This window comes from Streptomyces sp. NBC_01808, assembly GCF_035917395.1.
Lineage (GTDB): Bacteria > Actinomycetota > Actinomycetes > Streptomycetales > Streptomycetaceae > Streptomyces.
The window spans coordinates 2246199-2270193 of sequence record NZ_CP109072.1; the positions used below are offsets into that span (position 1 = coordinate 2246199).

Sequence of the window (23995 nt, forward strand, 5' to 3'; positions counted from 1 at the left end):
AGCAGTGCGGGACCCCTCCATCCGGCGGTCGGCCGCCCTCTTCCGCGCCTTCATGAAGGAGCAGGACGACCCCGCCCGCGCGTACAGCCTGCTGGCGCGGGACGCGGCGGACCAGGTCGAGCGGATCACGCCGCTCAAGGGCCAGTTGGTCGTCGACGTCGGCGGCGGCGGGGGCTGGTTCACGGAGGAGTTCCGCAGCCGGGGCGCCGAGGCGTACCTCTTCGACTGCGACGCGGGCGAGATGGCGGCCGGCTCCGACGTGACCACCGGTGCGGTGGTCGCCGACGGCTATCTGCTCCCGCTCGCCGACGGCGTCGCCGACGTGGCGTTCTCCTCCAACGTGCTGGAGCACGTCGCCGACCCCGAGACCTTCCTCAGCGAGCTGATCCGGGTCACCAAGCCCGGCGGCCTGCTGTACGTGGCGTTCACCAACTGGCTCTCCCCCTGGGGCGGCCACGAGCAGGCGCCCTGGCACTACCTGGGCGCGGACCGGGCGCGCCGCCGCTATACGCGGCGCACCGGACGCGACCCGAAGCACACCCTGGGCGAGAACCTCTTCCCCATCCACATAGGCCCCACGCTCAAGGCGGTACGGGCCCGGGACGACGTCGAGGTCGTCGCGGCCCGGTCCCGCTACTGGCCCTTCCTCGCCGAGGCCGTCGTCCGTGTCCCCGGCGTACGCGAGTTCGCCACCTGGAACCTTCTTCTCATACTCCGGCGGTGCCCATGACCTCCACGCTCCCCGCGCAGCCGGCCACGCCCGGCCGGCCCTACTCACCACCGCCCCCCTCGGGGCCGGCAGGGGCGCGGCCGCCCGAGAGCCGGCGCAGTTGGCGCTGGCCGCTCGGCTTCTGGGCGTTCGCGTTCGTCGCCTGGCTCATCCCCTCGGCGGGGAAGACGACGTTCGAGACGAAGCTCGGCGTGGTGGTCGACCCGTGGAAGTTCGCCGGTGACCTGGGCGAGCTGTGGCACGACCAGAACGGCTTCGGCGGCATCCACGACCAGTACTTCGGCTACGCCTTCCCGATGCTGCCGTACTACCTGCTCACCGACGTGGCGCAGATTCCGACGTGGCTGGCCGAGCGGCTGTGGCTGTCGCTCGTGGTCACGGCCGCGTTCTGGGGGGCGCTGAAGCTGGCCGACCGGCTGGGCTTCGGCACCCCGGGGACCCGGGTGCTGGGCGCCGTCGCGTACGCGCTGTGGCCCGTGTTCACCATCATCGTCGGCTCCACCTCCGCCGGCGCGCTGCCCGGCGCGGTCCTGCCGTGGGTGCTGCTGCCGCTGCTCGACGAGCGGCTGACGCCGCGGGTCGCCGCCGCCCGCTCGGCGCTGATCATCCCGTTCATGGGCGGCGTGAACGCGGCCTCCACGCTGGCCGCGCTGCTGCCCGCGCTGCTGTACGTGTGCACCCGCACCGGCTCGCGCCGCACCAAGCTGCTGGCGTGGTGGCTGCCCGGGGTGCTGCTGGCGTGCCTGTGGTGGATCGTGCCGCTGCTGCTCCTCGGCATCTACGGCGAGAACTTCCTGCCGTTCATCGAGACCGCGCACAACACCACGACCACCATGTCGGCGACCGAGGTGCTGCGCGGCACCGGCAACTGGGTCGCGTACCTGAACTTCGGCGAGGCGTGGCTGCCCGGCGGCTGGACCGTGGCGACCGGCTGGCTGCCGATCCTGTCCTCCGTGCTCGCCGCAGGACTGGGCCTGGCGGGCCTGGCCCGGCGTGACCTGCCCGAGCGGCGCTGGCTGGTGCTGACCGTGATGGTCGTCGCGCTGCTCACCCTGGCCGGCTACGGCGGCGCGCTGGGCGCCCCGTTCTCCGGCAGCGTGCAGGACGCGCTGGACAGTTGGCTGAGCCCGTTCCGCAACATCTACAAGTTCCAGCCGGGCCTGGCCCTCGCGCTCGCCCTGGGTCTGGCGCACATCGTCGCGGTCGCCGCCGAGCGCCGCGGCACCCGCGCCAACCCGCGGCGCAGCGCGTGGGTGCCCGCGATCGCGTCCCTCGTCGTGCTGCCCGGGCTGCTGCTGCCGTACGCCAACGGCGACGTGCTGCAGCCGGGCGCGTTCGACAAGCTGCCCAAGCACTGGGAGCAGACGGCGGACTGGCTGGAGGAGTACTCCCCCGACAGCCGGGCCCTGGTGGTGCCGGCGACCGCGCACGGCACGTACGAGTGGGGCAAGCCGATCGACCAGCCGCTGGACGTGCTCGCCGAGTCCCGCTGGGCGCAGCGCGACTACGTGCCGTTCGGCACGGCGGGTTCGCGGCGCGCGATGGACGCCGTCGACCAGGCGCTGATGACCGGCGGCGAAGTGCCGGGCCTCCAGGCGTTCCTGGCCCGCGCGGGCCTGCACTACGTCGTCGTACGCAACGACCTCGACCCCGACCAGGTCGGCTACGTCCCGCCGACCACCGTGAAGCAGACCCTCACGTCCTCCGGCTACGAGAAGGTCGCCGAGTTCGGCCCCGAGCTGACCGGCGGCCGCATCCCCGAGGGCACTCCGCTGCAGATCGAGGGGCTGTTCTCGCGCCAGCGTTCGGTGGAGATCTACCAGCCGGCCGACGGCGAGGACCTGCGCCCGGGACCGGCCGGCGCGCTCAACGCCGCCGACACCGCCGTCCTCAGCGGCGGCCCCGAGTCGCTGCTGCAGCTCTCCGCCGACCCCGACTGGCAGGGCCGGCCCGCGGTACTCGCGGGCGACGCCCACCCGGGCGTCGAGGAGCCGGCGGTCAAGGTGCAGGCCGACGGGCTGCGCCGGGCGGACACCCGGTTCGGCGTGGTCAACAACAACACCTCGTACACCTACACCGAGGACGAGAAGAACCCGGAGGAGAGCCTCCAGGACCCCGGTGACGAGCCGCGGATGATCGTGCCGGAGAAGGGCACCGAGCACCAGACGACCGCCGTCCTCGACGGCGCCGCCTCGGTGACCGCGTCGACCAGCGGCAACTGGATGTTCCACCTGCCGCAGTTCGACCCCGTCAACGCCTTCGACGGCGTGCCGCAGACCGGCTGGGCCGAGGGCAACCCGGACACGTCCAAGGGCGAGTGGCTGCAGATCGACTTCACCGAGCCCACGAACCTGGAGGGCACGCTGGACCTGACGCCGCTGCCCGGCGCCGGCGTCCGGCCCGAGCCCGTCGAGGTCGAGGTGGAGACCCCGCGGGGCAGCGAGGTCAGCACGCTGCAGGCCGGCGGCCGGACGCAGAGCGTCAAGTCCCCCGAGGGGCAGGCGGACTGGCTGCGGATCACCATCCGCAAGACCGAGGGCACCCGCACCGGCTTCGCCGGCGCCGGCTTCGCCGAGGTCGAGATCCCCGGCGTCTCGCCGGTCAGCAGGCAGCTCCGGCTGCCCGCGGACGCCAAGCAGGTCGCGGCGGACGCGGAGCAGATCTCCCTGCACCGCGGCAGCGACCTCGGCGGCCTCAACCCGGCCGCGGCCGAGACGGGTCTGCAGCGGCGCTTCGAGTCCGGGGAGGGCGAGTACACCGTCACCGGCAAAGTGCTGCCCGTGCAGGGGCAGGAACTCGACGCGCTGCTGGACGACCTGAGCGCGCTGCCGGAGGAGCGGATCAGCGCCACCGCGGGCTCCACGATGCCGCTGAGCCCGCAGTTGAGCCCGCGCAACCTGGTCGACAAGGACCTGACCACGGCCTGGATCGCCGGGGCGGACGAGTCGCTGACGCTGACCTGGCCGGAGGCCACCGAGATCAGCGAGTTCGTGCTGGCGCCCGCCGGCGGCCTGTCGGCGCGGCCGACCGAGGTCGAGGTGAGCACCCCGACCGGGGCGCAGACCGTGGGCGTGGACGCCAACGGCTGGGTGCGGATCCCGCCGGTGACGACCGACAGGCTCGACATCAAGGTCACCGGGACCGAGTCGCTGTCGGTGCACAACCCGTTCGCGGACCGCGACGTGCAACTGCCCGTGGGCCTCACCGAGGTCTACGTGCCGGCGCTCGGCGAGGACGCGGAGGAGGACCTGCGCACCGAGCCGGTGAAGAAGGACGAGCCGTTCGAGCTGGAGTGCGGCAGCGGCCCGGTGGTGTCGGTGGACGGGGAACTACTCAACACCCGCGCCGAGGGCACGCTGGGCGACCTGGTCGACCGCCGGCCCGTCGACATCGAGCTGTGCCCGGGCGACGGCGAGGCCGCGGGTCCCGTGGAGTTGGCCGCCGGCCGGCACGCGGTCGCCGCGGGCGACGGCGAGGCGCTGGCCGTCACCGACCTGACGCTCACCCGCGGCGAGCCCGCCGCGGCGGCCGCGGGGCGCGACGTGGAGGCCACCGACTGGGCGGGCGACGAGCGCGCCGTGACGGTCGGCGAGGGCCAGGACGCGTACCTCACGACGTACGAGAACTACAACGACGGCTGGAAGGCCACGCTCGACGGCGAGGAGCTGGAGTCGGTGCGGCTCGACGGCTGGCAGCAGGGCTTCCTGGTGCCCGCCGACAAGAGCGGCGAGGTGAAGCTGGAGTACAAGCCGGCGGCCTGGTACGACGCCGGGATCTTCGCCGGTGTCGCCGCGATCCTGGCGCTGCTCGGGCTGGCGTTCGTCCGCGCCGGGCGGCGCGAGGTGGTCGTCGCCGAGCCGGCGCCGCCGGCGCCGGGCTGGGTGCTGGGCGCGCTGGTGCTCACCGCCGTGGTCGCCGTGGTGGCGGGGCCCTACGCGCTGATCGTGCCGGCGCTGGCGCTGCTGGCGCGGACCCGGGCCGGGCTGCTCGCGCCGCTGGCGCTGGTGGCCATGGCCGGCGCGGGTGTTGCGGCGCTGACCGGGGCGGGCGAGGCTGTCCGCATGGACGAGGGGGCCTTCAGCGGCGTCGCGCAGGCGCTCGCCGTGCTGGCGCTGGCCGCGGCGCTGGTCACCGCGGAGCGGCCGGAGCCGGCCGGGCCGGAGACCGGGTACGGCCCGGACGTCGACCCGGAGGCGGAGACGGCCGCGTTCCCCGCGTACGGCGCGGGTGTGCCCGCGGCGGGTGCGGCCGGTGCCGCGGGCGGTCCGCCGCCCGGGCCCGGCGGGCCGCCCGGACGTACGGCCGTCGCGGCGGACCCCGGCCCCGACCTCGCACCGCAGGCGGAACCGGACCGGCCGACACAGCGGTTCTGGCGCCGCAGGTCCGCGGGCGCGGGCGCCGCGACGGCGGCCGCCGCGGAGTCCGGCGCCGACCGGACGCCGGCGCTCGGCACCGAGCGGGCGGCGGACGACTCGGCGACCCCGCCGCTGGGCACCGCACAGGACGAGCCGCGCGACGCCTTCGTGCCCAAGCCGCCGATCCCGCTCAGCGGCACGGCGGACGCGGCGGACTCGGCAGACGACTCTGTGGACGACGTGCAGGACACCCCGCCCGCGGACGCACCCCCCGCGGACACCCCGCCGGACGACGGCACGCCCGCCGACCGGCGGGAGGAGAAGGGCAAGTGAACACCGGTGGGCGCCCCGCACCCGGGGCGCCCACCGCGAAGGAGAGGCGTAGATGACGGTGACGCAGCCCGCCCGGCCCGCCCCCGCGGCGCCGGGACGGGTCCCGTTCCCCACGGTGGACGAGGTCTCGCTGCACTGCACGGATCCGGTGGAGCCGGAGACCGTGCACATCGAGCTCCACTTCCCCGGGCGGTTCGAGCCCGAGCGGCTGCGCACCGCGCTCGCCGAGGCCGCGCGCCGGCACCCCCGGTTCCAGCAGCGCAAGGCCGCCAGCCGCTGGTGGCACCGCCGTTACCAGTGGCAGGTGACCCCGGAGGCCGACGTCGACCCGGTGACGTTCCTGCCCGCGGGGCCCGGCGTGCTGGAGGCGGCGCGCCAGCGGACCATGACCGACTGCCCGCCGCTGGACGCCGCGCCGCCGGTGCGGATCGAGGCCGTCGAGACCGGGGACGGCGGCACGGTCCTGATGACCACCGTCAACCACACGGCCATGGACGGCCCTTCGTGCCTGCGGGTGCTGGCGACGGCGGCGGAGGTGTACGCGGGCGGCGCACCGCAGGCGGCGGCTTCCGCCGGCGGTACGTCCCCGGCCCGTACGGGACCGAAGGCGGCCACCGCGCCGCCCGCGCCCCCGCCCCCGGTCGCCGACGCCGGCCGCCCGGGCCCCGCCCGGCCCGCCCGCATCGCCGGCGACACGGCGTCTTCCGGGTCTCCCGGCACCGGCAACGGCCTGCTCCTCCTCGACCTGCCCGCCCCCCGCCGCACCTCCTACGGCGCCACCGTCAACGACCAGCTCCTCGTCGCCACGTGCCTGACCGCCGCCCGCTGGAACCGCGCGCACGGCGCCCGCACCGCCCCGGTGCGCATCACCATGCCCGTCGACAACCGGGCGCGGGAGTCGGCGGAGATGCTGATCGGCAACGGCACCCGGCTGACCGAGGTCGGCTTCGGCGCCGGGGAGCGGGCCGACGCGGAGGCGCTGACCGGCGGCGAGGCGCCTGACCGGGCGGCGGTCGAGCGGCTGCTGCGCGCCACCATGGCCCGTACGCAGACGCTGAAGTCCGAGCCGAGCCACCCGCTGGGCCTCTACGGCGTGCTGCTCACCGCGCCGGTGCTGCCCGTCGGCGTCCGCGGCGTGCTGGCCCGTGCGCTGCGCAGCGCCGCCGCGCCGCTGATGTCGACCACCCTGCTGTCCAACATCGGCCGCATCGTCTACCCGCTGGACTTCGGCGCCGCCGGCCGCCCGACCGCGGTGTGGTTCTCCGCCCCCGCCCGGATGCCGCGCGGTCTCGCGATCACCGCCGCGTCCACCGCGGGCCGGCTGCACCTGGCCGTCCGCTACTCCCGCGCCCTCCTCGACCACGCCGCGGCCGTCCGCATCGGCGAGCTGATGCAGCAGGGTCTCGCGGCCTGCGCGGAGGACGCGGGGGATCAGGCGTGAGCCGGGCGGAAGCCCCCGCCTCGCTGCGGGAGTTCTACGAGAACCCGGCGGTCCCCGTCGCCTCCGGCGACGCCCGCAGCCGGCGGCAGGCGCGGATGCTGGCGGACGCCCTGGGCCCGTTCCGTACCGGCGCGGCACCCGCGGTGGTCGTGGACGTCGGCTGCGGCGACGGCTCCGCCGCCGCGGTGGCCGCGGGGGTGCTCGACGCGCGCCGCCCCGGCGGGCAGCGCATCGTCGCCGTCGACTGGTCGCACGACGCGCTGCGCCGCGCCAGGACCCGTACCCGCGACGCCGCCCCCGGCACGCCCGTCCACGTCGTCCGCGGCGGGCTGCCGGACGGCGCGGCGCAGCCCGCGGGGCTGCCGCTCGCCGCGGGCAGCGCGGACGCCGTGCTGTTCAGCGAGGTCGTGGAGCACCTGGTCGACCCGGACGCCGCGCTCGACGAACTGCGCCGCGTGCTGCGGCCCGGCGGCCATCTGCTGCTCTCCACCCCCAACCTCGCCGCCTGGTACAACCGCGCGCTGCTGCTGGCCGGCGTGCAGCCGGTGTTCTCGGAAGTCAGCCTGCGCGGCATCCACGGCCGCCCCGGCAGCCAGGTCGTCGGCCACCTCCGGCTCTACACGGCCCGCGCACTCCGGGGTTTTCTGGCGGCCTCCGGCTTTACCGTGGAGAAGGTGGCCGGCGCGCCGTACCACGACGTGCCCAGGCCGCTGCGGCCGTTCGACCGCGCGCTGTGCCGGGCGCCGTCGCTGGCCTCGATCCTGCTCGTCCACGCCAGGCGGGAGTAGTCGATGTGGTGGGGGGTTGCCGCGGCGCTGCTGGCGAACGTCTTCATAAGCTGCGGCTTCGTACTGGAGAAGCGGGCCCTGTCGGCGCTGCCCGAGCTGAGCGTGAAGCGGCCGGCCCGCATGGTGCGGGTGCTGGTGTCCAGCCCGCTGTGGCTGGCGGGCTGCCTCAGCCTGGGGCTGGGCTTCGCCGCCCAGTTGCTCTGCTACCGCACGCTGCCGCTGGCCGCCGCGCAGGGCATCCTCGTCTCCGGGCTGGTGCTGCTGGTCCTGCTGTCGTCGCGGTTCCTCGGCGAGCGGCTGAGCGCGCGCGAACTGGCCGGGGTGGCCGCGATCCTGCTGTCGCTGGGGATGATCGTGCTCTCCCTGGACCAGGACGCCGACACGGTCAGCACCTCGGCGCCGGCCGGGCGGTTCCTGCTGGTCGCGCTCCCGTCGCTGGCCGCGGGGCTGTGGCTGTACCTGGCGGCGGAGCTGCGCGCCAAGCGGCGGCACCGGATCCCGACGACGGGCATCGCGTACGGGGTCGGGGTGGGCTTCCTGTACGGGGTCAGCTCGCTGACGATCAAGGGCGTCTCGGGTCTGGTGCCGGGCTCCGACGTGCTCGGCACCGCGGGCGACCTGCTGGCGTCGCCGTACCCGTACACGCTGGCGTTCACCGCGGTGGCGGGGCTGGTGATGTCGCAGGCGGCGCTGCAGCGCTGCCGGGCGTCGCTGATCGTGCCGGTGTGCACGACGGCCAACTGCCTGCACGCCGTCGCCGCGGGCACGTTCGTCTTCGGCGAGCCGCTGCCGCACGACGCGCCGCGGCTGCTGCTGCGGCTGGGCGGGATCGCGCTGGCGGTGTCGGTGCTGCTGGCGCTCCCGCGCCACGACGAGCCGGCCCCGGAGGAGCCGGCCGGCGAAGCGCCGGGCCCCGGGCCCGTACGCGACGAGGAGCCGGAGGCCGCGGGCGGCGCAGTGCCGGAGGCCGTACCCGGCTCCGCACCCGGGCCCGGCGCCGGGCCGGAGCCGCCCGGGCGGCGTCCCGCCGCACTGCCGCCCGCCCCTGTACCGACCCCCCACCGTGGAGGCCCCGTCCCGTGAACCCCGAAGACCCGCTGCTGAAGATCCTCGTCTGCCCGCTCGACAAGGGCCCGCTGACCCTGCTGGACTCCGGCGACGCGCTCTACAACCCGCGGCTGCGGCGCCGCTATCCCGTGCGCGACGGCATACCGCAGTTGCTCCCGGCCTCCGGCGAGGCGGTGTCGGACGAGGAGCACGAGCGGATCACCGGCGGTCTGCAGCCCCGGGCCTGAGCCCTACTCCGCCGCCGGTTCGCGCAGCCGTACGCCCTTGCCGCGCAGCCACGGCTCCGGGTCGATCCCCGAGCCGAACTGCGGTGTCACCCGGACCTCGAAGTGCAGGTGCGGTCCTGTGGAGTTGCCGGTGGTACCGGCGCGGCCGAGGGGCTGGCCGGGGAAGACCCGCTCGCCGGGCTTGGCGCGCACCTCGGAGAGGTGCGCGTAGAAGGTGTAGTAGCCGTCGTCGTGCCGGACGGTGACGGAGTTGCCGAAGGCGTCGTCGCAGCCGATCTCGTACACCACGCCGTAGCCGACGCTGCCCACCGGCTTGCCCTCGTCGACGGCGAAGTCCAGGCCCGTGTGCCGGGAGGACCACATCCCGCCGGCCTGGTCGAAGCGCGAGGAGAGGGTGTAACGGCCCACCGGCGCGGTCCACTTGCGGCCCGCCAGCGCCTTGCCGTCCGCGCTGAGCGTCACGGCCCTGGAGCGCTCGGCGCGCGGGCAGTCGGAGCTGCGCGAGCGGGCGGCCTGCGCGCTCTGCAGGTCGTCGAGCCGGCCCTGCGCCCGCTCCAGCTTGCGCTCGATGAACCGCTTCACCCGCGCCTGCGTGTGCAGTTCCGCGCGCAGGTCGTCGAGCGCGACGGCCTGGCGCTCCCGCTCGTCCGCGAGCCGCCGCTCGGCCTTCTCGGCGCGGTGGTAGAGGCCGGCCGCGGCCTGCTCGCCCTTGTCGAGCAGGAAGACCCTGTCGAGCAGGTCCTCTGGGGTGCGCGCGGACATCAGCGCGGCGGTGGGGCCGAGGCCGCCGGACTGGTACTGGCGGGCGGCGTGCTGCCCGATCCGGCCGCGCAGCACGACGAGCCTGCGGTGCTTGGCGCGTACGGCCCGCTGGAGCTTGGCGATCTTCACGCGCTGCGCTGCGGACGCCCGGCGGGCGGCCTCGTAGCGCTCGGTGGCCGCGGCGGCGTCCCGGAACAGCCGGTCGACGGTGCCGCGCACCGCACGTACCCCGGCCTTGCCGTCGGTGCCCGGGTCGGGGCGGGCGGCGGCGTGCGGAACGCCGGCGGGCACGGCCAGGGCGACGCACAGGGCCGCGGTCGCTCCTGTTTGTGTGATAATTCGTCGCATCGGCCGAAATTAACGACGTAAGCGCGCGCCATGCGTCAGCGAACACGGGGTGTCGGTGTATATCGCCCGTCCGGCGCAGTCGCCCGCGCCCCCGCGCTCCCCCGGCCGTGGTACGCCGCACCCCGCCGGCCGGCAGCGCCGGCGGGCGGGGTGCGGTTCAGGGTAGTGCCGTGCCGGGGCCTACTTCACCGAGCCTGCCGTCAGACCCGAGACGACGTGCCGCTCGATGAAGGCGAAGAGCACGACGACGGGGATGATGGCGACGACGGAGGCCGCGAAGAGGTAGTTCCATTCGACGGTGTAGTTGCCGATGAAGTTGTTGATGCCGACGGTCAGTGGCTGCTTCTCCGGCTCGGTCATCAGCGTCAGGCCCATCACGAACTCGTTCCAGGTCGAGATGAACGTGAAGATGAGCGCCGTGACCACGCCCGGCATGGCCAGCGGCAGCGTCACCCGGAAGAGCGCGCCGAACCGCCCGGTGCCGTCGACCATCGCGGCCTCCTCCAACTCCGCCGGGATGGAGGAGATGTAGGCGGTGAGGATCCAGATCGCGAAGGCGAGGTTGAACGCGCCGTTGGCCAGGATCAGCGTCCAGGTCGAGTTCAGCATCTCCAACTGGTGGAACTCGCGGTAGAGGCCGATGAGCAGCGCGGTCGGCTGGAACATCTGGGTGACGAGCACCAGCAGCAGGAACGCCTTGCGCCCGCGGTAGCGCACGCGCGCCGTGTAGTACGCGGCCGGCAGCGACACCAGCAGCACCAGCAGCGTGGCGCCGCCCGCGATCAGCAGGGTGACCTGGAGGTTGTCGCCGAGCGTGGACTCCTTCCAGACGTCGACCAGGTTCTTCCACTCGAACGACGTGGGCAGGTAGGTCCGGTCGCGAAGCTCGTCCGCGGGCCGCAGCGCGGTGATGATCATCTCCAGATACGGCGCGATGAAGATGACCGCCAGCATCCAGGCGCTCGCGGCGATGACGAGGGTGCGCGGGCCGTACTTCCTGCGCTTGGCGGCGCCCTTGCCGCCCCTGGCTCCCCTGCCGCGGTCGCCGCCGCCTTTCCCGCCGGCTTCCTTGGCGACGGGGCCGTCTTCCGGTGTGCGTGAGGGCGCGGAGACCGTCATGCGTCCTCCTTGTTCCAGCGGCTGACCTTCAGGAAGATCAGGACGAGTACGACGACCATCACGAAGTTGACGACGGACATCGCGGCGGACTCGCCGATGTCGGTGTCCTTCAACTGGTACATGAACACCGTGGTCGTGGCGGTGTCGCTGCCGGGCCCGCCCTTGGTCATGGCCCAGATGACGGGGAACGAGTTGAAGACGTTGATGAGGTTGATGACGAAGCCGACGAGGAACGCGGGCCGCAGCAGCGGCACGGTCACCCGCCAGTAGGTCTGGCGGGAGTTGGCGCCGTCGATGCGGGCGGCCTCGTACACCTCGTGCGGGATGGTCTGCAGCCCGGCGAGGAGCGTGTACGTGGTGAACGGCAGCGAGACGAAGACCGCGACGAACATCATCCACGGCCAGGCGGTCGCGGGATCGCCCAGCCAGTCCTTCGGCCCGTCTATCAGACCGATGTCGGTCATCAGGGTGTTGAGGACGCCGGCCGTCTGGTCGAGCATCCAGCGGAAGCCGATGGCGGTCATCAGCACCGAGGCGGCCCACGGCGCGATGAGCGCCCAGCGGGTGACCGTACGGCCCGGGAAGGGCTTGTTGAACAACTGGGCCAGGCCCAGCGAGAGAAGCATGGTGACGCCGACGACGGCGACGGTCCATACCACTGTCATCGTCAGCACGCTGCCGAAGCCGGACTCGTCGAAGAGCTGGCGGTACTTCTCGGTGCCGGCCGAGCCGCGGACGAAGCCGCTGATGCTGACGTTGAGGAACGAGGTGCGGATCAGTTCGTAGATGGGCCAGAGGACCACCACGACGATCAGCAGGATGGCGGGGGCAATCCAGGGCAGCGGGCCGAGCCGGGCGAGGCCGCCGCGACGGCGGCGACGCTGCGGCCCGGTCTTCCGCCCGCCGGGCCCGGGGCCGGCAGCGGCCGCGGGCTCCTTGACCGTGACGGGCACGGGGGACTCCTTGCGGGTACGGCGGCCCGCGGGGACCGCACTGGGGGCTACGGGGGCGCGGCGACGCGGTCGTACGCGGGCCGCGCGAGAGCACGGGGTGCCCGGGCGACGGCGCCCGGGGCGGGCCGCCGCGCGGCATACTGCGCGGCGGCCCGGCCCGGTACGGTCACCGAGGGCGGTTCAGCACCCGTGCCTGGTCACTCGCCCATGTCGGCGGCGGTGTCCTCGGCCTTCTGCTGGAGTTCACCCAGCACCTTGCCCGGGTCGTCGGAGACGGCCTTGCCGCCCGACTTCTTGATCTCCGCGGAGACCACGTCCCAGCTCGTGCTGCCCAGCGGGTAGAACTGGGCGGCCGGCAGCACCTCGAAGAAGGGCTCCAGGTCCTTGTGCTTGCCGCTCGACTGCATCTCCTCAAGGGTGTCCGTGGTCACCGGCATGAGGTTGTACATCTCGTCGAACTTGAGCGTGTTCTCCTTGGAGTACGCGAAGTCCAGGAACTTCTTGATCTCTTCCTGCTTGCCGCCGTCCTTGAACGCCATCATCCAGTCGGCGACGCCGAGGGTGGAGTCCAGCGGGCCGTCCTTGCCGGGGATCGGCGCCACCTCGTAGTCGACACCGCCGTCCTTGGCCATCTGGATCAGCGTCGGGTGGCCGTTGAGCATGCCCACCTTGCCGGCGGCGAAGTCGGCGAAGGCCGTCTTGCGGTCGGTCGTGGCGGGGTTCTCGTAGGTCAGACCGGGGTCGACCAGGTTCTCCTTCAGCCACTCGAAGGTCTCGACGTTCTGGGCGCTGTCGATCGTGTAGTTGCCCTCGGCGTCGGTGTAACCGCCGCCGTTGCCGATCTCCCAGATCATCGACTCGCCCTGGGTCTCCTCCGGGCCGAGCGGCAGCGCGTAGGGGATCTCCGCGGCCTTCTTGTCCTTGATCTTCTCCGCCGCGGCGGCCACGTCGTCCCAGCTCTGCGGGACCTCCACGCCGGCCTTGTCGAGGACTTCCTTGTTGTAGAACATCAGCCGCGCCGAGGAGACGAACGGGATGCCGTACTGGGTGCCGTCGACCTCGCCCGCCTTGGCGAAGGACTCGATGAGGTTGGACTTCGTCTTCGGCGAGAGCACCTCGTCGGCCTCGTACAGCAGGTCGTCGGCGACCTTGTCCGCGTAGCCGCCGGTCTGCAGGATGTCCGGGACGTTCCCGCCCTGGATCATCGTCTTGACCTTGGTGTCGATGTCGTTCCAGTTGATGACCTGGACGTCGACCTTGATGTCCTTGTTCTTCGCCTCGAAGCGCTTGACGACGTCGTCCCAGTAGACCTTGGACGCGTTCGACGCCTTGTCCCCGTAGTCGGCCGCCACCAGCTTGATGGTGGTGGTCCCGTCCGAGCTGCCCCCGTCGTCACCACATGCCGCAAGCCCCAGTACCAGCGCAGAGGCGGCTGCGCCGGCACTGATCAACCGTACTGTCCTCACTGTTGAACCCCTTTGTCCTCGGCGCTGGTTTACGACCAGATGAAGATCATCCAGCGTGCGCTGGGCGTCAGCCTACCGACGGGCGCCTCTCGCGAACAGGTCTAGGCCACTGCCGTGACCTGGCTGCAATCAGGGGCTTCCGACTGCTTCCGTTCCGCCTTCTTCCGCTACGCACGGTAGTCACCCGTACGGGCCTCTCGGCCGGGTTCGCGGGCCGGCCGGCCCTTAGCGTTGATCGTGGGGCCCGGACAGGGTTGCCACCGTCAGCCGTCCCCCACCGCCGCAGAGCGCGAGAGAACCGAGGTAGCCGTGGCCGGAACCGACGGTGCCGCATCCGACCTGCTGTTGCGTACGGGCCGTTGGTTCACGCGCGGCACGGTCTCGCCGGATCTACGTACGGTGACGAAAAACGGGCGGCAGAGCGGGCGACGTCTTCTACCGCGACAGGTGGAGCCACGACAAGGTGGTCCGCTCCACGCACGGTGTGAACTGCACCGGTTCGTGCCGCTGGAAGGTCTACGTCAAAGACGGGATCATCACCTGGGAGACCCAGGAGACCGACTACCCCTCGGCCGGCCCCGACCGCCCCGGGTACGAGCCGCGCGGCTGCCCGCGCGGCGCCGCCTTCTCCTGGTACACCTACTCCCCCACCCGCGTCCGCTACCCCTACGTCCGCGGCGTGCTGCTGGAGCAGTACCGCGAGGCGCGCCGGCGGCTGGGCGATCCGGTGCCGGCGTGGGCCGAGGTCACCGGCGACCCCGAGCGCCGCCGCCGCTACCAGCGAGCCCGCGGCAAGGGCGGGTTCGTCCGGGCCACCTGGGACGAGGCCGTCGAACTGGTCGCCGCCGCGCACGTGCACACCGTCAAGCGGTACGGCCCGGACCGTATCGCCGGCTTCTCCCCGATCCCCGCGATGTCGATGGTCTCGCACGCCGCCGGGGCCCGCTTCCACTGGCTCATCGGCGCCCCGATGCTCTCCTTCTACGACTGGTACGCGGACCTGCCCGTGGCCTCCCCGCAGGTCTTCGGCGACCAGACCGACGTGCCCGAGTCCGGCGACTGGTGGGACGCCGCGTACCTCGTCATGTGGGGCTCCAACGTCCCCGTGACCCGCACCCCGGACGCGCACTGGACGGCCGAGGCCCGCTACCGCGGGCAGAAGGTCGCGGTCGTCGCGCCCGACTACGCCGACAACGCCGAGTTCGCCGACGAGTGGCTGCATCCGCACCCCGGCACCGACGGCGCGCTCGCGCTGGCGATGGGGCACGTGATCCTCAAGGAGTGCTTCGTCGACCGCCAAGTCCCCTACTTCACCGACTACGTACGCCGCTTCACCGACCTGCCGTTCCTCGTCACCCTCCGGCCGCGCGGGTGGAGTCACCTGCCGGACAAGTTCCTGCGCGCGGCCGATCTGACAGGCCGTCCGGAGGCGGCGGCCGAGGGCGCGGAGTGGCAGACGGTGGTGGTGGACGAGACCACCGGCGAAACCGTCGTGCCCAACGGCTCGCTCGGCTTCCGGTGGACCGAGTCGGGCAAGGGCAAGTGGAACCTCGATCTCGGCGCAACCGTCCCCCGGCTGAGCCTGTCCGGGGTGCCGGGCGCCGAGCCCGCCGAGGTGCTGCTGCCGCGCTTCGACACCGAGGGCGGCGCGCACGGCCAGGGCCGCGGCGAGTCCGTCGCCCGCGGCGTACCTGCGCTGCGGCTGCCGGACGGGCGGCTGGTCACCACGGTCTTCGACCTGCTGCTCGCCCGGTACGGCGTCGCCCGCCCGGGCTGCCGGGCACGTGGCCCGAGGGGTACGAGGACGCCGCGCAGCCCGCGACGCCTGCCTGGCAGGAGGTGCACACCTCGGTCCCCGCCGCCCGGTGCGTGCGCATCGCCCGGGAGTTCGCCCGTACCGCCGAGGCGTCCCGCGGGCGCTGCATGATCCTCATGGGCGCGGGCACGAACCACTGGTTCCACTCCGAGACCATCTACCGCGCCTTCCTCGCCCTCCTCCAGCTCACCGGCTGCCAGGGCGTCAACGGCGGCGGCTGGGCACACTACGTCGGGCAGGAGAAGTGCCGGCCCTCGACCGGCTGGGCGACGCTGGCCTCGGCGAACGACTGGTCCCGGCCGCCGCGGCAGATGATCGGCACCGCGTACTGGTTCCTCAACACCGACCAGTGGCGCTACGACCGCTTCCGCGCCGACGTCCTCGCCTCCCCGCTCGGCCGCGGCGCGTTCGCGGGCATGACCGCCGCGGACTGCCTGGCCGCCGCGGCGCGGGCCGGCTGGATGCCCTCGTACCCGACCTTCGACCGCAACCCGCTCGACCTCGCGGAGGACGCGGACGCCGCGGGCAAGGACCCGGTGGCGTACACCGTGGACGAACTGCGCGCCGGGCGGCTCGGCTTCGCCTGCGAGGACCCCGACGCCGAGGAGAACTGGCCGCGCATCGTCACCCTCTGGCGCGCCAACCTGCTCGGCTCCTCCGCCAAGGGCGCCGAGTACTTCCAGCGCCACGAAGCCCCCGGAAACCAGCTCTTCATCCCCCCGGGGAGGGGGTCAGCGGTCCAGCGGGGCGCCCACGTCGTACAGGTGGTGGATCACGTCGTGCACGAAGTACCGCGCGAACGTGTCGACCGTGAACGCCGCGCCGTCGCTCCGGAACCCCGTCCGCTGCCACTGCCCCTCGCCGACCTCGTCCAGGTGCTCCGCCAGCGTCTCCCCCCACGCCGACAGCTCCGCCGCCACCTGGAGCGGGTCCTGCTCCCCGTACCGCGCCGCGACCGCCGTCTCGTCCTGCTGCCAGTTCGCGTAGTGCGGGCCGTCCTGGGTGAGCATCAGGTCCAGCCGCTCGTCGTACAGCCGGAACACGTCGCGCACATGGCACGCGTACTCCAGCGCCGACCACACGTCGGGCCGCGGCCGCGCCCGCAGCCGCTCCGGCTCGTCGGCCAGCACCTGCACCCAGCGCACGGCGCACTTCCGCATCAGCGCGGGGACGTCCTGCGGGCGGGTCTCGGCCGCCACGAAGCCGCACTCGGGGCAGGGGCGGTCCAGGACCCAGGTCCAGTCCTTGGTGTCCGGTGTGATCATGCCGTCCAGTCTCCCCGCGGAGGACTGTGCAGCACCAGCGAGAATCCGTTCAAGGGATCGGTAAGCGACGCTTAATCGACGGTCCACCGCTGCACCAGCCCCCAGGCGAACTCCGCCGTGCACGCACGCGGTTCGCCGGCCGCGTCCGGCGCGGTGAACGCCAGCGCGAAGCGGTGGGCGGCGGACGCCTCGCGGGGCACCGCGGGCGGGAAGGCCCGCGCCACCTCGTCGACGGTGCAGCCCCAGGGCGCCAGATCGGCGAGCGTGCGCAGCGCGGGGCCCGCCGCCTCCGGCGCCCGTACGAGCCAGGCGTTGAGCGCGACGCCGCCCACGCCGCAGGTCGCCTCGAACCGCAGGTCAGGCCAGAGCGGCACCGGCCAGACGTGCACGTCCAGCGCCATGTCGCCGTGCGCCCGCCGCGTCACCGACGCGGGCGGCCCGAGCAGTGCGGCGAAGTCCCGGGCCCGCGCGGCGCCTGCGGCCTGGCCGCCGCGGGCGCGGAGCCGGCCCTGCCAGCGGCGGTTGGCCTCGCGCATCGCGGTACGGGGCACGCCGAGGGCGCGCAGTGCTTCGGCGACCAGGTCGGGCTGGAAGTCCTGCATGCGGCGCAGCAGGACGAGCTGGAACTGCACGGGGCCGGGCGGCGGGGCGGAGTCGTCGTACAGGAGGGAGGCCACGCGCCCATGATTCACCGCCGATGAGTTCCGGCGCCGCGGGCAGTCCACAAACACGACGGCAGCGACGACTTGCGGACAGGATCTGTCCGCAAGGCTCGATACCGTCCGGGGACGGGTTCGACCACCGGAGGGGACATGAACGGCATGAACGGCCTCGCGGCAGCACTGGTGCTGGCACTCGCGTCCGCCGCCGCGTACGCGGGGGCCGCCGTGCTCCAGGAGCGGGTCGCGGGGGCGGGCCGGGAGGCGGACGCGGGGGTGTGGGCGGCGCTCGGGCGCGGCTCGTGGTGGCTGTCGGTCGGGCTGAACGTCGCGGGCGCGGCGCTGCACGTGCTCGCGCTGCGGTACGGGCCGCTGACCCTGATACAGCCGCTGGGGGCCCTGACGCTGGTCCTCGCGCTGCCGCTGCAGGCGGCGGTCACCGGGCGGACGGTCGGCGCGGCGCGGTGGCGGGGCGCGGCGCTGACGCTGGCCGGGCTGGCGGGGGTGCTGCTGCTGGTGCGCGGCGGCGGGCACATCGAGGTGCTCACTCCGGCGCAGGTCCTCGGCACGGTCGCGGCCACCGCGGCGGCGCTGGCGGCGCTGGTCGCGGCGGCGCGCCGGGCGGGCCCGCGGGCCGCCGGGATCGCGTACGCCACGGCCGCGGGCATCGCCTTCGGCGCGGGCTCGGTGCTGACCCAGACGGTCGCGGTACGCCCCGGCCCGGACGCCTTCACGGTGCTGGCGGGCCTCGCGGTGGCGGCACTGGCCCCCGCGGGGCTGATGCTCTCGCAGGCGGCCTACCGCGACGGCCTCGGCGCGCCCCTGGCCACGGTGACCCTGGTCAACCCGGCGGTCTGCGCGGCGGTGGGCCTGACGCTGCTAGGCGAGCAACTGACCGGCGGCGCACCGGGGTTGGCGGCGGCCCTGACGGCAACGGCCCTGGCCACCCACGGCGTACTCCTGCTCTCCCGCCCCGAAGAGGCGGCGGAACGGACACCGGCGGCCCCCTCCGCCCCGGCGCCGCAGCCACGCCCGGCCGCCAAGACAACGGACCGGACCCCCGATTGGGCACGCCACCCCGCCCCCAGCCCGGCCGAAACCTTCAGCCTGGCCCGCTGACCGCCGGACGACATCCCCCCTGCCCCTCAGTCCGCCACCAGGACGATCTTCCCCCGCAAGTGGCCCCCCTCGCTCGCCCGGTGGGCGTCCGGGGCCTCCGTCAGGGGCAGGGCGCGCCACACCGGCAGGTGCAGGCGGCCGTCGCGGTACAGCGCCAGGGCGCGTTCGATGCCCGGCACGTACTGGTCCTCGCCGTCCGACTGGCGTGAGAACCGTACGCCCAGCGGCTGCGCGCCCGCCGCGTCCGCGATCGTCAGGACCCGGTCCCGGCCGCCGGCCAGGTCCACCGACTCCGGCAGCACGCCGCGTCCCGCGACGTCCAGAACCGCGTCGACGTCCGGCGCCAGTTCCCGTACCCGCGCGCCCACGCCCTCCCCGTACGCGACCGGTTCCGCGCCCAGCGAGCGCAGGTAGTCGTGGTTCGCGGGGCTCGCGGTGCCGATGACCCGTACCCCCGCCGAGACCGCGAACTGCACCGCCAGGCTGCCGACCCCGCCCGCCGCGCCGTGCACGAGCAGCGTGTCGTCCTTCGCCACGCGCAGCGCCGTCAGCGTGCGGTACGCGGTCTCCGCCGCCACCGGCAGCCCGCCCGCCAGCTCCCACGGCAGCCCCGGCGGCTTGGCGACCAGCCGGTCCGCGCGGGCCAGCGTCTGCACCGCGTACCCCGCCGTCACCGGCCCCAGCACCTCGTCGCCCACCCGCCACGACCCCGCGTCCTCGCCCACGGACTCGACGACGCCCGCTGCCTCCAGCCCCAGGACGTACGGGAAGGCCGGCGTCCTGACCGCCGCCATCCGCCCGGCGCGCAGCTTCCAGTCCAGCGGGTTGACCCCCGCGCAGCGGACGCGGACGCGCACCTCGCCGGCGGCCGGCGCCGGGACCTCGACGTCGAGGGGGCGCAGCACCTCGGGGCCGCCGTACTCGGAGAATCCCATGGCGAACACCACGGGCCATCACCTTCCTTCGGGACCGTGGACACCGAACGGACCGACTATCCCACCGAGGTACGCGCACCGGTGCGCTTTCGATCCCGTGGCGAACAGGCGTTTCGGCCCCCGCGCCCGTTGGTACACCCCGCAAAACGCCTGATGGGGGGCGGTGTGTGCCACCGCCCCCCACCGGGACTCGATCCGGCTCAGCCGACCGTATACGTCACAGCGGCTTGATCCGGATGTCGCGGTACGAGACCACGTCCGTCGTGCCGTGCACCTGGAGGCCGATGTAGCCCTTCGCGTGCTGGCGGCCGTCCGTGCCCGGGTCGTCGCCGCGCGGCGGCGAGAAGAGCTGCCCCGGGGAGTTCTCGAACTCGTTGAGGAGCACGCCGTTGCGGTAGATCGAGTACTTCTGGCCCACCACCCGGATCTCGTAGTCGTTCCACGTGCCCTTCGGCGTCACCCCGGCCGAGCCGTGGTCGACCCGGTCGAAGCCGTAGATCGAGCCGGTCTTGTACTGGTCGCCGGCCTCCGAGTCGAAGACCTGCACCTCGTGCCCGTACTTGATCGCCACCCACTCGGGCCGCGACTCGTCCGGGTGGTCGCGCACGTCCGGGAAGCGGACGAAGACGCCGGAGTTGGCGCGCCCGCTGCCCGGCGCGTCGTCGCGCCACTGCAGCTTGAGCGAGAAGTCACCGTACTGGGCCTGCGGGTACCACAGCATGCCCATCCCGCTGACGGTCGTCCCGCTCGTCATCGAGCCGTCCCCGTTGAGGTTGAAGCTGCCGCCGCCGACCTGCTGCCACTTGGAGAAGGAGTTCTCCGTGCCGGTGAAGATCGGCGTGTAGCCCTCGTTCTGGCCCGGCTTGCCGATCCCCGACTCCCTGGCGGTGTCGCGGATGATCTGGCGCTCCTCGCCGTTGATCACGGCGTCCGCGTACAGCTCGTCGGTGACGTCCCCGACGTGGTCCAGGAACGCCTTCTGCTTCGCCCACGCCTTCTCGTCCTCGATCACCTCGTTGATCGTGCAGCCGTTCGGGGTGACGCGGTTGGGCACGTGGGTGTCGTACTGGCCGATGAAGACGATCGGACGGGAGTCCAGCTCCGGGCAGTCCGGGTCGGGGTTGGGGTACCTCTCGACGATCGTGAAGGTGACCGTCCCGACCTCGGAGGAGTTGCCCGCCTTGTCGGTGGCCCGGTAGGAGACCTTGTGCTCGCCGACGGTGTGGATGTGCAGCATCTCGGTGTACGTCTGGAAGGCGCTGCCGTTGACCGAGTACTCGACCTTGTCGAGCCCGGAGCCGCCGGTGTCCGCCCCCTTCAGCGTGACCATGGCATTGTCCAGATACGCGCCGTCGTCGTTCTGCTCGCCGTCCACCGAGGCGGTGACCGTGGGCGGCGTGGTGTCCTCCCCGGCCTCGGCGACCGTGAAGGTCACCGACTTCTCCTCGCTGGTGTTGCCCGCCTTGTCGGTGGCGCGGTATCTGACGGTGTGCTCACCCGGGGTGTTGACCACGACGGGCGCCTCGTACGCGGTCCAGTCGGTGGCCCCGTCCAGGGCGTAGTCGACGCGGTCGACCCCCGACATGTCGTCGGTGGCGGACAGCTCGACCGTCGCGCTGCCCAGGTACGCGCCGTTCGCGTCCTGCTCGCCCTTGACCTCCGCGGCCGCCTCGGGCGCCGTGGTGTCCTCGGCGCTGCCGTCCGTGACGATCAGCTCGCCGACCATCGAACCGTGGCCGGGAATCGCGCAGTAGTAGCGGTACTTGCCCGGCGAGAGGTTGACCGTCGCCTGCCACTTGCCGTTGTTCTGGTCGTTCGGGGACGCCTGGAGGTTGAGGCTGACGTCCTTGTTGTAGCCGTCGGTGAACGTGTCGAACGTCAGCGTGTGCACCATGCCGGTGGTGTTGCCGGTGGCGGCGCTGTTCTCGAAGACGATGGTCGTCTCCCCCGCCACCGCCGTCGTGGGCGCGGACGTGTACTCGGTGATGCTGTCACCCGCGGTCCAGGTCAGCGTCTGCGCCGCCGCCCGGGCCTCGTCGGGCGCCGCCGCGCCCGCGGTGGGCAGGCCGCCCGGCGCGAGCAGCGCCAGGCAGACCGCCACCAGAGTGATCAGCGCCCGCCGCAGTCCACCCGCGGTCAGAGCTCCGGATCTCATTGACTTCCCTTCGCGATCAGGTCCCCGGGCAGCGGTGTCGCCGGCCCGCCCTTGTACGTCACCCGCCACAGGGCGGACGCCGAGTCGGCGTTGAAGAAGCCGCGGCCGTAGTCGAGCACGTAGAGCGCGCCGTCGGGGCCGAACTTCCAGTCCATCAGGTTGCGGATGCCGCCGTTGCCGACCGGGATGATCTTGTCGAGCGACTCGGCGTGCACCGGCAGCCCGCCGTCACCGGCGTTGTCCGGGTCCATGACCACGGCGTGCCGCGGCTGGTCCCCGTCGTAGAAGTCGCCGACGAACCACTTCTCGTCCCAGTACTCCGGCCACTTCACGTCGCTGTCGGAGGAGGCGTCGTAGCGGTAGACGGGGCCCGTCATGGCCGCCTGGCCGCCGCCCTTGAGCCAGGGCAGGCGGTACTGCGCCTCGTTGACGTTGTAGCTGGGCACCCCGTCCGCGTTGCGCGGGTAGTCGGGGCCGCCGCCCTGGGGCGAGTACCAGATGTTGTTGTCGCGGACCGGCGGGAGGTCCGTGAGCCCGTCGTTGTTGGGCGAGGTGTTCTTGATGTTGTCGCAGTCGTACCAGTCGAGCGGCTGCGACGGGTCGGGCAGGTTGCGGTCGCGGTACGGCTGCGAGTTGCCCATGCAGTACGGCCAGCCCTGGTTGCCCGCGCTGGTGATGACGGCGAACGTGTCGTACTTGGCCGGACCCCAGGTGGTACTGGGCGAGCCGGCGTCCGGGCCGACCCAGCCCGCGTAGAGCCGGTCGCTCTCGTCGATCTCGATCCGGGACGGGTTGCGCACGCCCATCACGTAGATCTCGGGCCTTGCCTGGTCGCCGTCGCCCTCGTCGCCGGTGAAGAGGTTGCCCTCGGGGATGGTGTACGTGCCGTCGTCCTCGGGGTGGATCCGCAGGATCTTCCCGTTGAGGTTGTTGGTGTTGCCCGCGGTGCGGCGCGCGTCGGCGAAGGACACGCCGCCGAAGTTGGGCTCCGGGTTGTTGCCCGAGTAGCCGTCGCTGAACCGCGAGGAGTTGGTGTCACCGGTGGCGATGTACAGGTTGCCCTTGGAGTCCCACTCCATGTCGCCGCCGGCGTGGCAGCAACTGTGCACCTGGACGGGCCAGGACAGCACGACCTTCTCGGAGGCGGTGTCGAGCTTCTGCGTCTCCTGGTCGATGGTGAAGCGGGAGACCCGCCGCTCGGCCATGTGCGCGGCACGGTCGACGCCGGAGTGCGGCGTGTAGTGCAGGTACACGTAGCCGTTGTCGGCGAAGTCCTGGTCGAGGGCGATGCCGAGCAGGCCCTCCTCGACCTTGACCAGCTCGTCGCCGCCGCCCTTGTTGCCGAAGACGTCGAGCGTGCCGACCGCGGTGACCTTCTCGGTCTCCGGGTCCCACATGTGGATCGTGCCGGGGCCCTTGCCCATCTCCGGGCTGTTCCAGTCGACGTCGACGGGGGCGCCGGACCAGCGGCCGCCGCGGCCGATGTAGTAGACCTTGCCGTCGTCGGCGATGTCGATGCCGTGCGGCTCGCCGATCTGGTCGAGCTGGTTCGCCTGGTTCGGCTGGGTCAGCCGGGTCGCCTCGTAGTTGGCGGTGATGCTCGCCTGGCAGTCCGCGCGCGCCTGGCGCGTGGTCCACAGCAGGGCGCCGCGCAGGTGCGACCGGAAGTTCTCCTCGGCGAAGCCGGCGGCGGTGCCGCCCATGCCGGTGTAGAACGAGCGGCCGCCCTCGTAGTCGCGGCACCAGGAGATCGGGTGGTCCCAGCCGTTGGCCGTCGAGCCCGGCTGGTACGTGTTCTCCCGGACCCTGGCGACGGTGTGGACGCTGCCGGACGGGTTCTTCTCCCAGTTGGTCCACACGTCGCTGCGCTTCCACTCCAGCGGCAGCTCCTTGGTGGCCGGGTTCAGCCGGTCGCCGACCTCGACGACGGCCTCCTGCGCGCCGCCGGAGGTGCCGGCGGGGCGGCTGCCGATCAGGCCCGTGAACCAGTCGGACTCCGGTTCCGAGCGGGCCGCGTCATGGATGCCGAGGAACCCGCCGCCCGCCTTGATGTAGCGCTGGAACGACTGTTCCTGCATGGTGTTGAGCCGGTCGCTGCCCGGTGACAGGAAGACGACCGCGTTGTACCTGGCCAGGTTCTTGTCGGTGAACGCCGTGACCTCGTCGGTCGCGGTCACCGTGAATGTCTCGGGCCCCTGGGCACCGATCGCCTCGATGGCCTCGATGCCCGCCCGGGTCACGGCGTGTTGGTCGCCGTCGACCCGGTAGAACACGAGTACCGAAGCGTTCGCCCTGCCCGGCGGACTGCCTGCCGCCAGCGGTCCGGCGTCCGACGGTCCTGCCACGGCCTGCGCTCCTGCCAGGAGCGTTGCCGCCATGGCCACCGCCGATGCACCGGCCGCCCAGCGTAGGGCGTTTCCCCTGCGTCGCATGGTCCTCCCACCTCGTCCCGGGAT

Annotated in this window: 16 protein-coding genes and 1 pseudogene; 8 read left to right on the top strand and 9 right to left on the bottom strand. The window is 73.0% G+C overall.

Going from position 1 to position 23995, the window contains the following annotated elements; genetic code table 11:
- The first annotated feature begins 4 nt into the window (after nt 1-4).
- The 6 genes from OG946_RS09525 to OG946_RS09550 are packed head-to-tail and all read left to right on the top strand — an operon-like array spanning nt 5 to nt 8942.
- Nucleotides 5-730: a class I SAM-dependent methyltransferase gene (locus tag OG946_RS09525; RefSeq protein ID WP_326795700.1), complete on the top strand. Its 726-nt coding sequence runs from the start codon at nt 5-7 to the stop codon at nt 728-730.
- The gene (locus OG946_RS09530) at nt 727-5418 is read left to right on the top strand and encodes an alpha-(1->3)-arabinofuranosyltransferase domain-containing protein (protein WP_326795701.1); all 4692 of its coding nucleotides are present in this window, start codon (nt 727-729) and stop codon (nt 5416-5418) included. The genes OG946_RS09525 and OG946_RS09530 overlap by 4 nt, the downstream gene beginning before the upstream one ends.
- Nucleotides 5419-5470: 52 nt before the next feature.
- Nucleotides 5471-6859 carry a condensation protein gene (locus tag OG946_RS09535; RefSeq protein ID WP_326795702.1) on the top strand — a complete coding sequence of 463 codons (1389 nt, stop codon included), beginning with the start codon at nt 5471-5473 and terminating at the stop codon, nt 6857-6859.
- The gene (locus OG946_RS09540) at nt 6856-7647 is read left to right on the top strand and encodes a class I SAM-dependent methyltransferase (protein WP_326795703.1); all 792 of its coding nucleotides are present in this window, start codon (nt 6856-6858) and stop codon (nt 7645-7647) included. The genes OG946_RS09535 and OG946_RS09540 overlap by 4 nt, the downstream gene beginning before the upstream one ends.
- A gap of 3 nt (nt 7648-7650) precedes the next feature.
- On the top strand, nt 7651-8730 hold the full coding sequence (locus OG946_RS09545) for a DMT family transporter (protein WP_326795704.1): 1080 nt from the start codon (nt 7651-7653) through the stop codon (nt 8728-8730).
- Nucleotides 8727-8942 carry a Trm112 family protein gene (locus tag OG946_RS09550; protein WP_326795705.1) on the top strand — a complete coding sequence of 72 codons (216 nt, stop codon included), beginning with the start codon at nt 8727-8729 and terminating at the stop codon, nt 8940-8942. The genes OG946_RS09545 and OG946_RS09550 overlap by 4 nt, the downstream gene beginning before the upstream one ends.
- Before the next feature lie 3 nt (nt 8943-8945).
- Here OG946_RS09550 and OG946_RS09555 read toward each other — a convergent pair whose 3' ends face one another.
- The 4 genes from OG946_RS09555 to OG946_RS09570 form a co-directional block, all read right to left on the bottom strand.
- Nucleotides 8946-10052: a murein hydrolase activator EnvC family protein gene (locus OG946_RS09555; RefSeq protein WP_326795706.1), complete on the bottom strand. Its 1107-nt coding sequence runs from the start codon at nt 10050-10052 to the stop codon at nt 8946-8948.
- A 180-nt stretch (nt 10053-10232) separates the two neighbouring features.
- Entirely contained in the window at nt 10233-11171 is a 939-nt protein-coding gene (locus OG946_RS09560) for a carbohydrate ABC transporter permease (RefSeq protein WP_326795707.1), read from the bottom strand.
- Nucleotides 11168-12124 carry a carbohydrate ABC transporter permease gene (locus OG946_RS09565; protein ID WP_326795708.1) on the bottom strand — a complete coding sequence of 319 codons (957 nt, stop codon included), beginning with the start codon at nt 12122-12124 and terminating at the stop codon, nt 11168-11170. The genes OG946_RS09560 and OG946_RS09565 overlap by 4 nt, the downstream gene beginning before the upstream one ends.
- A gap of 197 nt (nt 12125-12321) precedes the next feature.
- On the bottom strand, nt 12322-13575 hold the full coding sequence (locus OG946_RS09570) for an ABC transporter substrate-binding protein (RefSeq protein ID WP_326795709.1): 1254 nt from the start codon (nt 13573-13575) through the stop codon (nt 12322-12324).
- Nucleotides 13576-13899: 324 nt separating this feature from the next.
- Here OG946_RS09570 and OG946_RS09575 point away from each other — a divergent pair.
- Nucleotides 13900-16095: pseudogene (locus OG946_RS09575) on the top strand (molybdopterin-dependent oxidoreductase); the annotation flags it as partial.
- A gap of 42 nt (nt 16096-16137) precedes the next feature.
- Here the strand turns inward: OG946_RS09575 and OG946_RS09580 are convergent.
- Together OG946_RS09580 and OG946_RS09585 are read right to left on the bottom strand one after the other, a co-directional pair.
- A complete protein-coding gene (locus OG946_RS09580; protein WP_326800194.1) occupies nt 16138-16671 on the bottom strand; it encodes a DinB family protein in 534 nt (177 codons plus the stop codon).
- A gap of 71 nt (nt 16672-16742) precedes the next feature.
- Nucleotides 16743-17348 carry a hypothetical protein gene (locus OG946_RS09585; RefSeq protein ID WP_326795710.1) on the bottom strand — a complete coding sequence of 202 codons (606 nt, stop codon included), beginning with the start codon at nt 17346-17348 and terminating at the stop codon, nt 16743-16745.
- 135 nt (nt 17349-17483) lie between these two features.
- On the opposite strand from OG946_RS09585, the gene OG946_RS09590 reads away from it, so the two are divergent.
- Nucleotides 17484-18449 carry a DMT family transporter gene (locus OG946_RS09590; RefSeq protein ID WP_326795711.1) on the top strand — a complete coding sequence of 322 codons (966 nt, stop codon included), beginning with the start codon at nt 17484-17486 and terminating at the stop codon, nt 18447-18449.
- A gap of 26 nt (nt 18450-18475) precedes the next feature.
- Here OG946_RS09590 and OG946_RS09595 read toward each other — a convergent pair whose 3' ends face one another.
- The 3 genes from OG946_RS09595 to OG946_RS09605 form a co-directional block, all read right to left on the bottom strand.
- Nucleotides 18476-19393, bottom strand: coding sequence for an NADP-dependent oxidoreductase (locus tag OG946_RS09595; protein ID WP_442814302.1), 918 nt, complete (start codon nt 19391-19393; stop codon nt 18476-18478).
- A gap of 208 nt (nt 19394-19601) precedes the next feature.
- Nucleotides 19602-21539, bottom strand: a complete 1938-nt coding sequence (locus OG946_RS09600) for an OmpL47-type beta-barrel domain-containing protein (RefSeq protein WP_326795713.1) — start codon at nt 21537-21539, stop codon at nt 19602-19604.
- A complete protein-coding gene (locus OG946_RS09605; RefSeq protein WP_442814303.1) occupies nt 21536-23971 on the bottom strand; it encodes a ThuA domain-containing protein in 2436 nt (811 codons plus the stop codon). Before OG946_RS09605 ends, OG946_RS09600 begins: the two co-directional genes overlap by 4 nt.
- Nucleotides 23972-23995 lie beyond the last annotated feature (24 nt).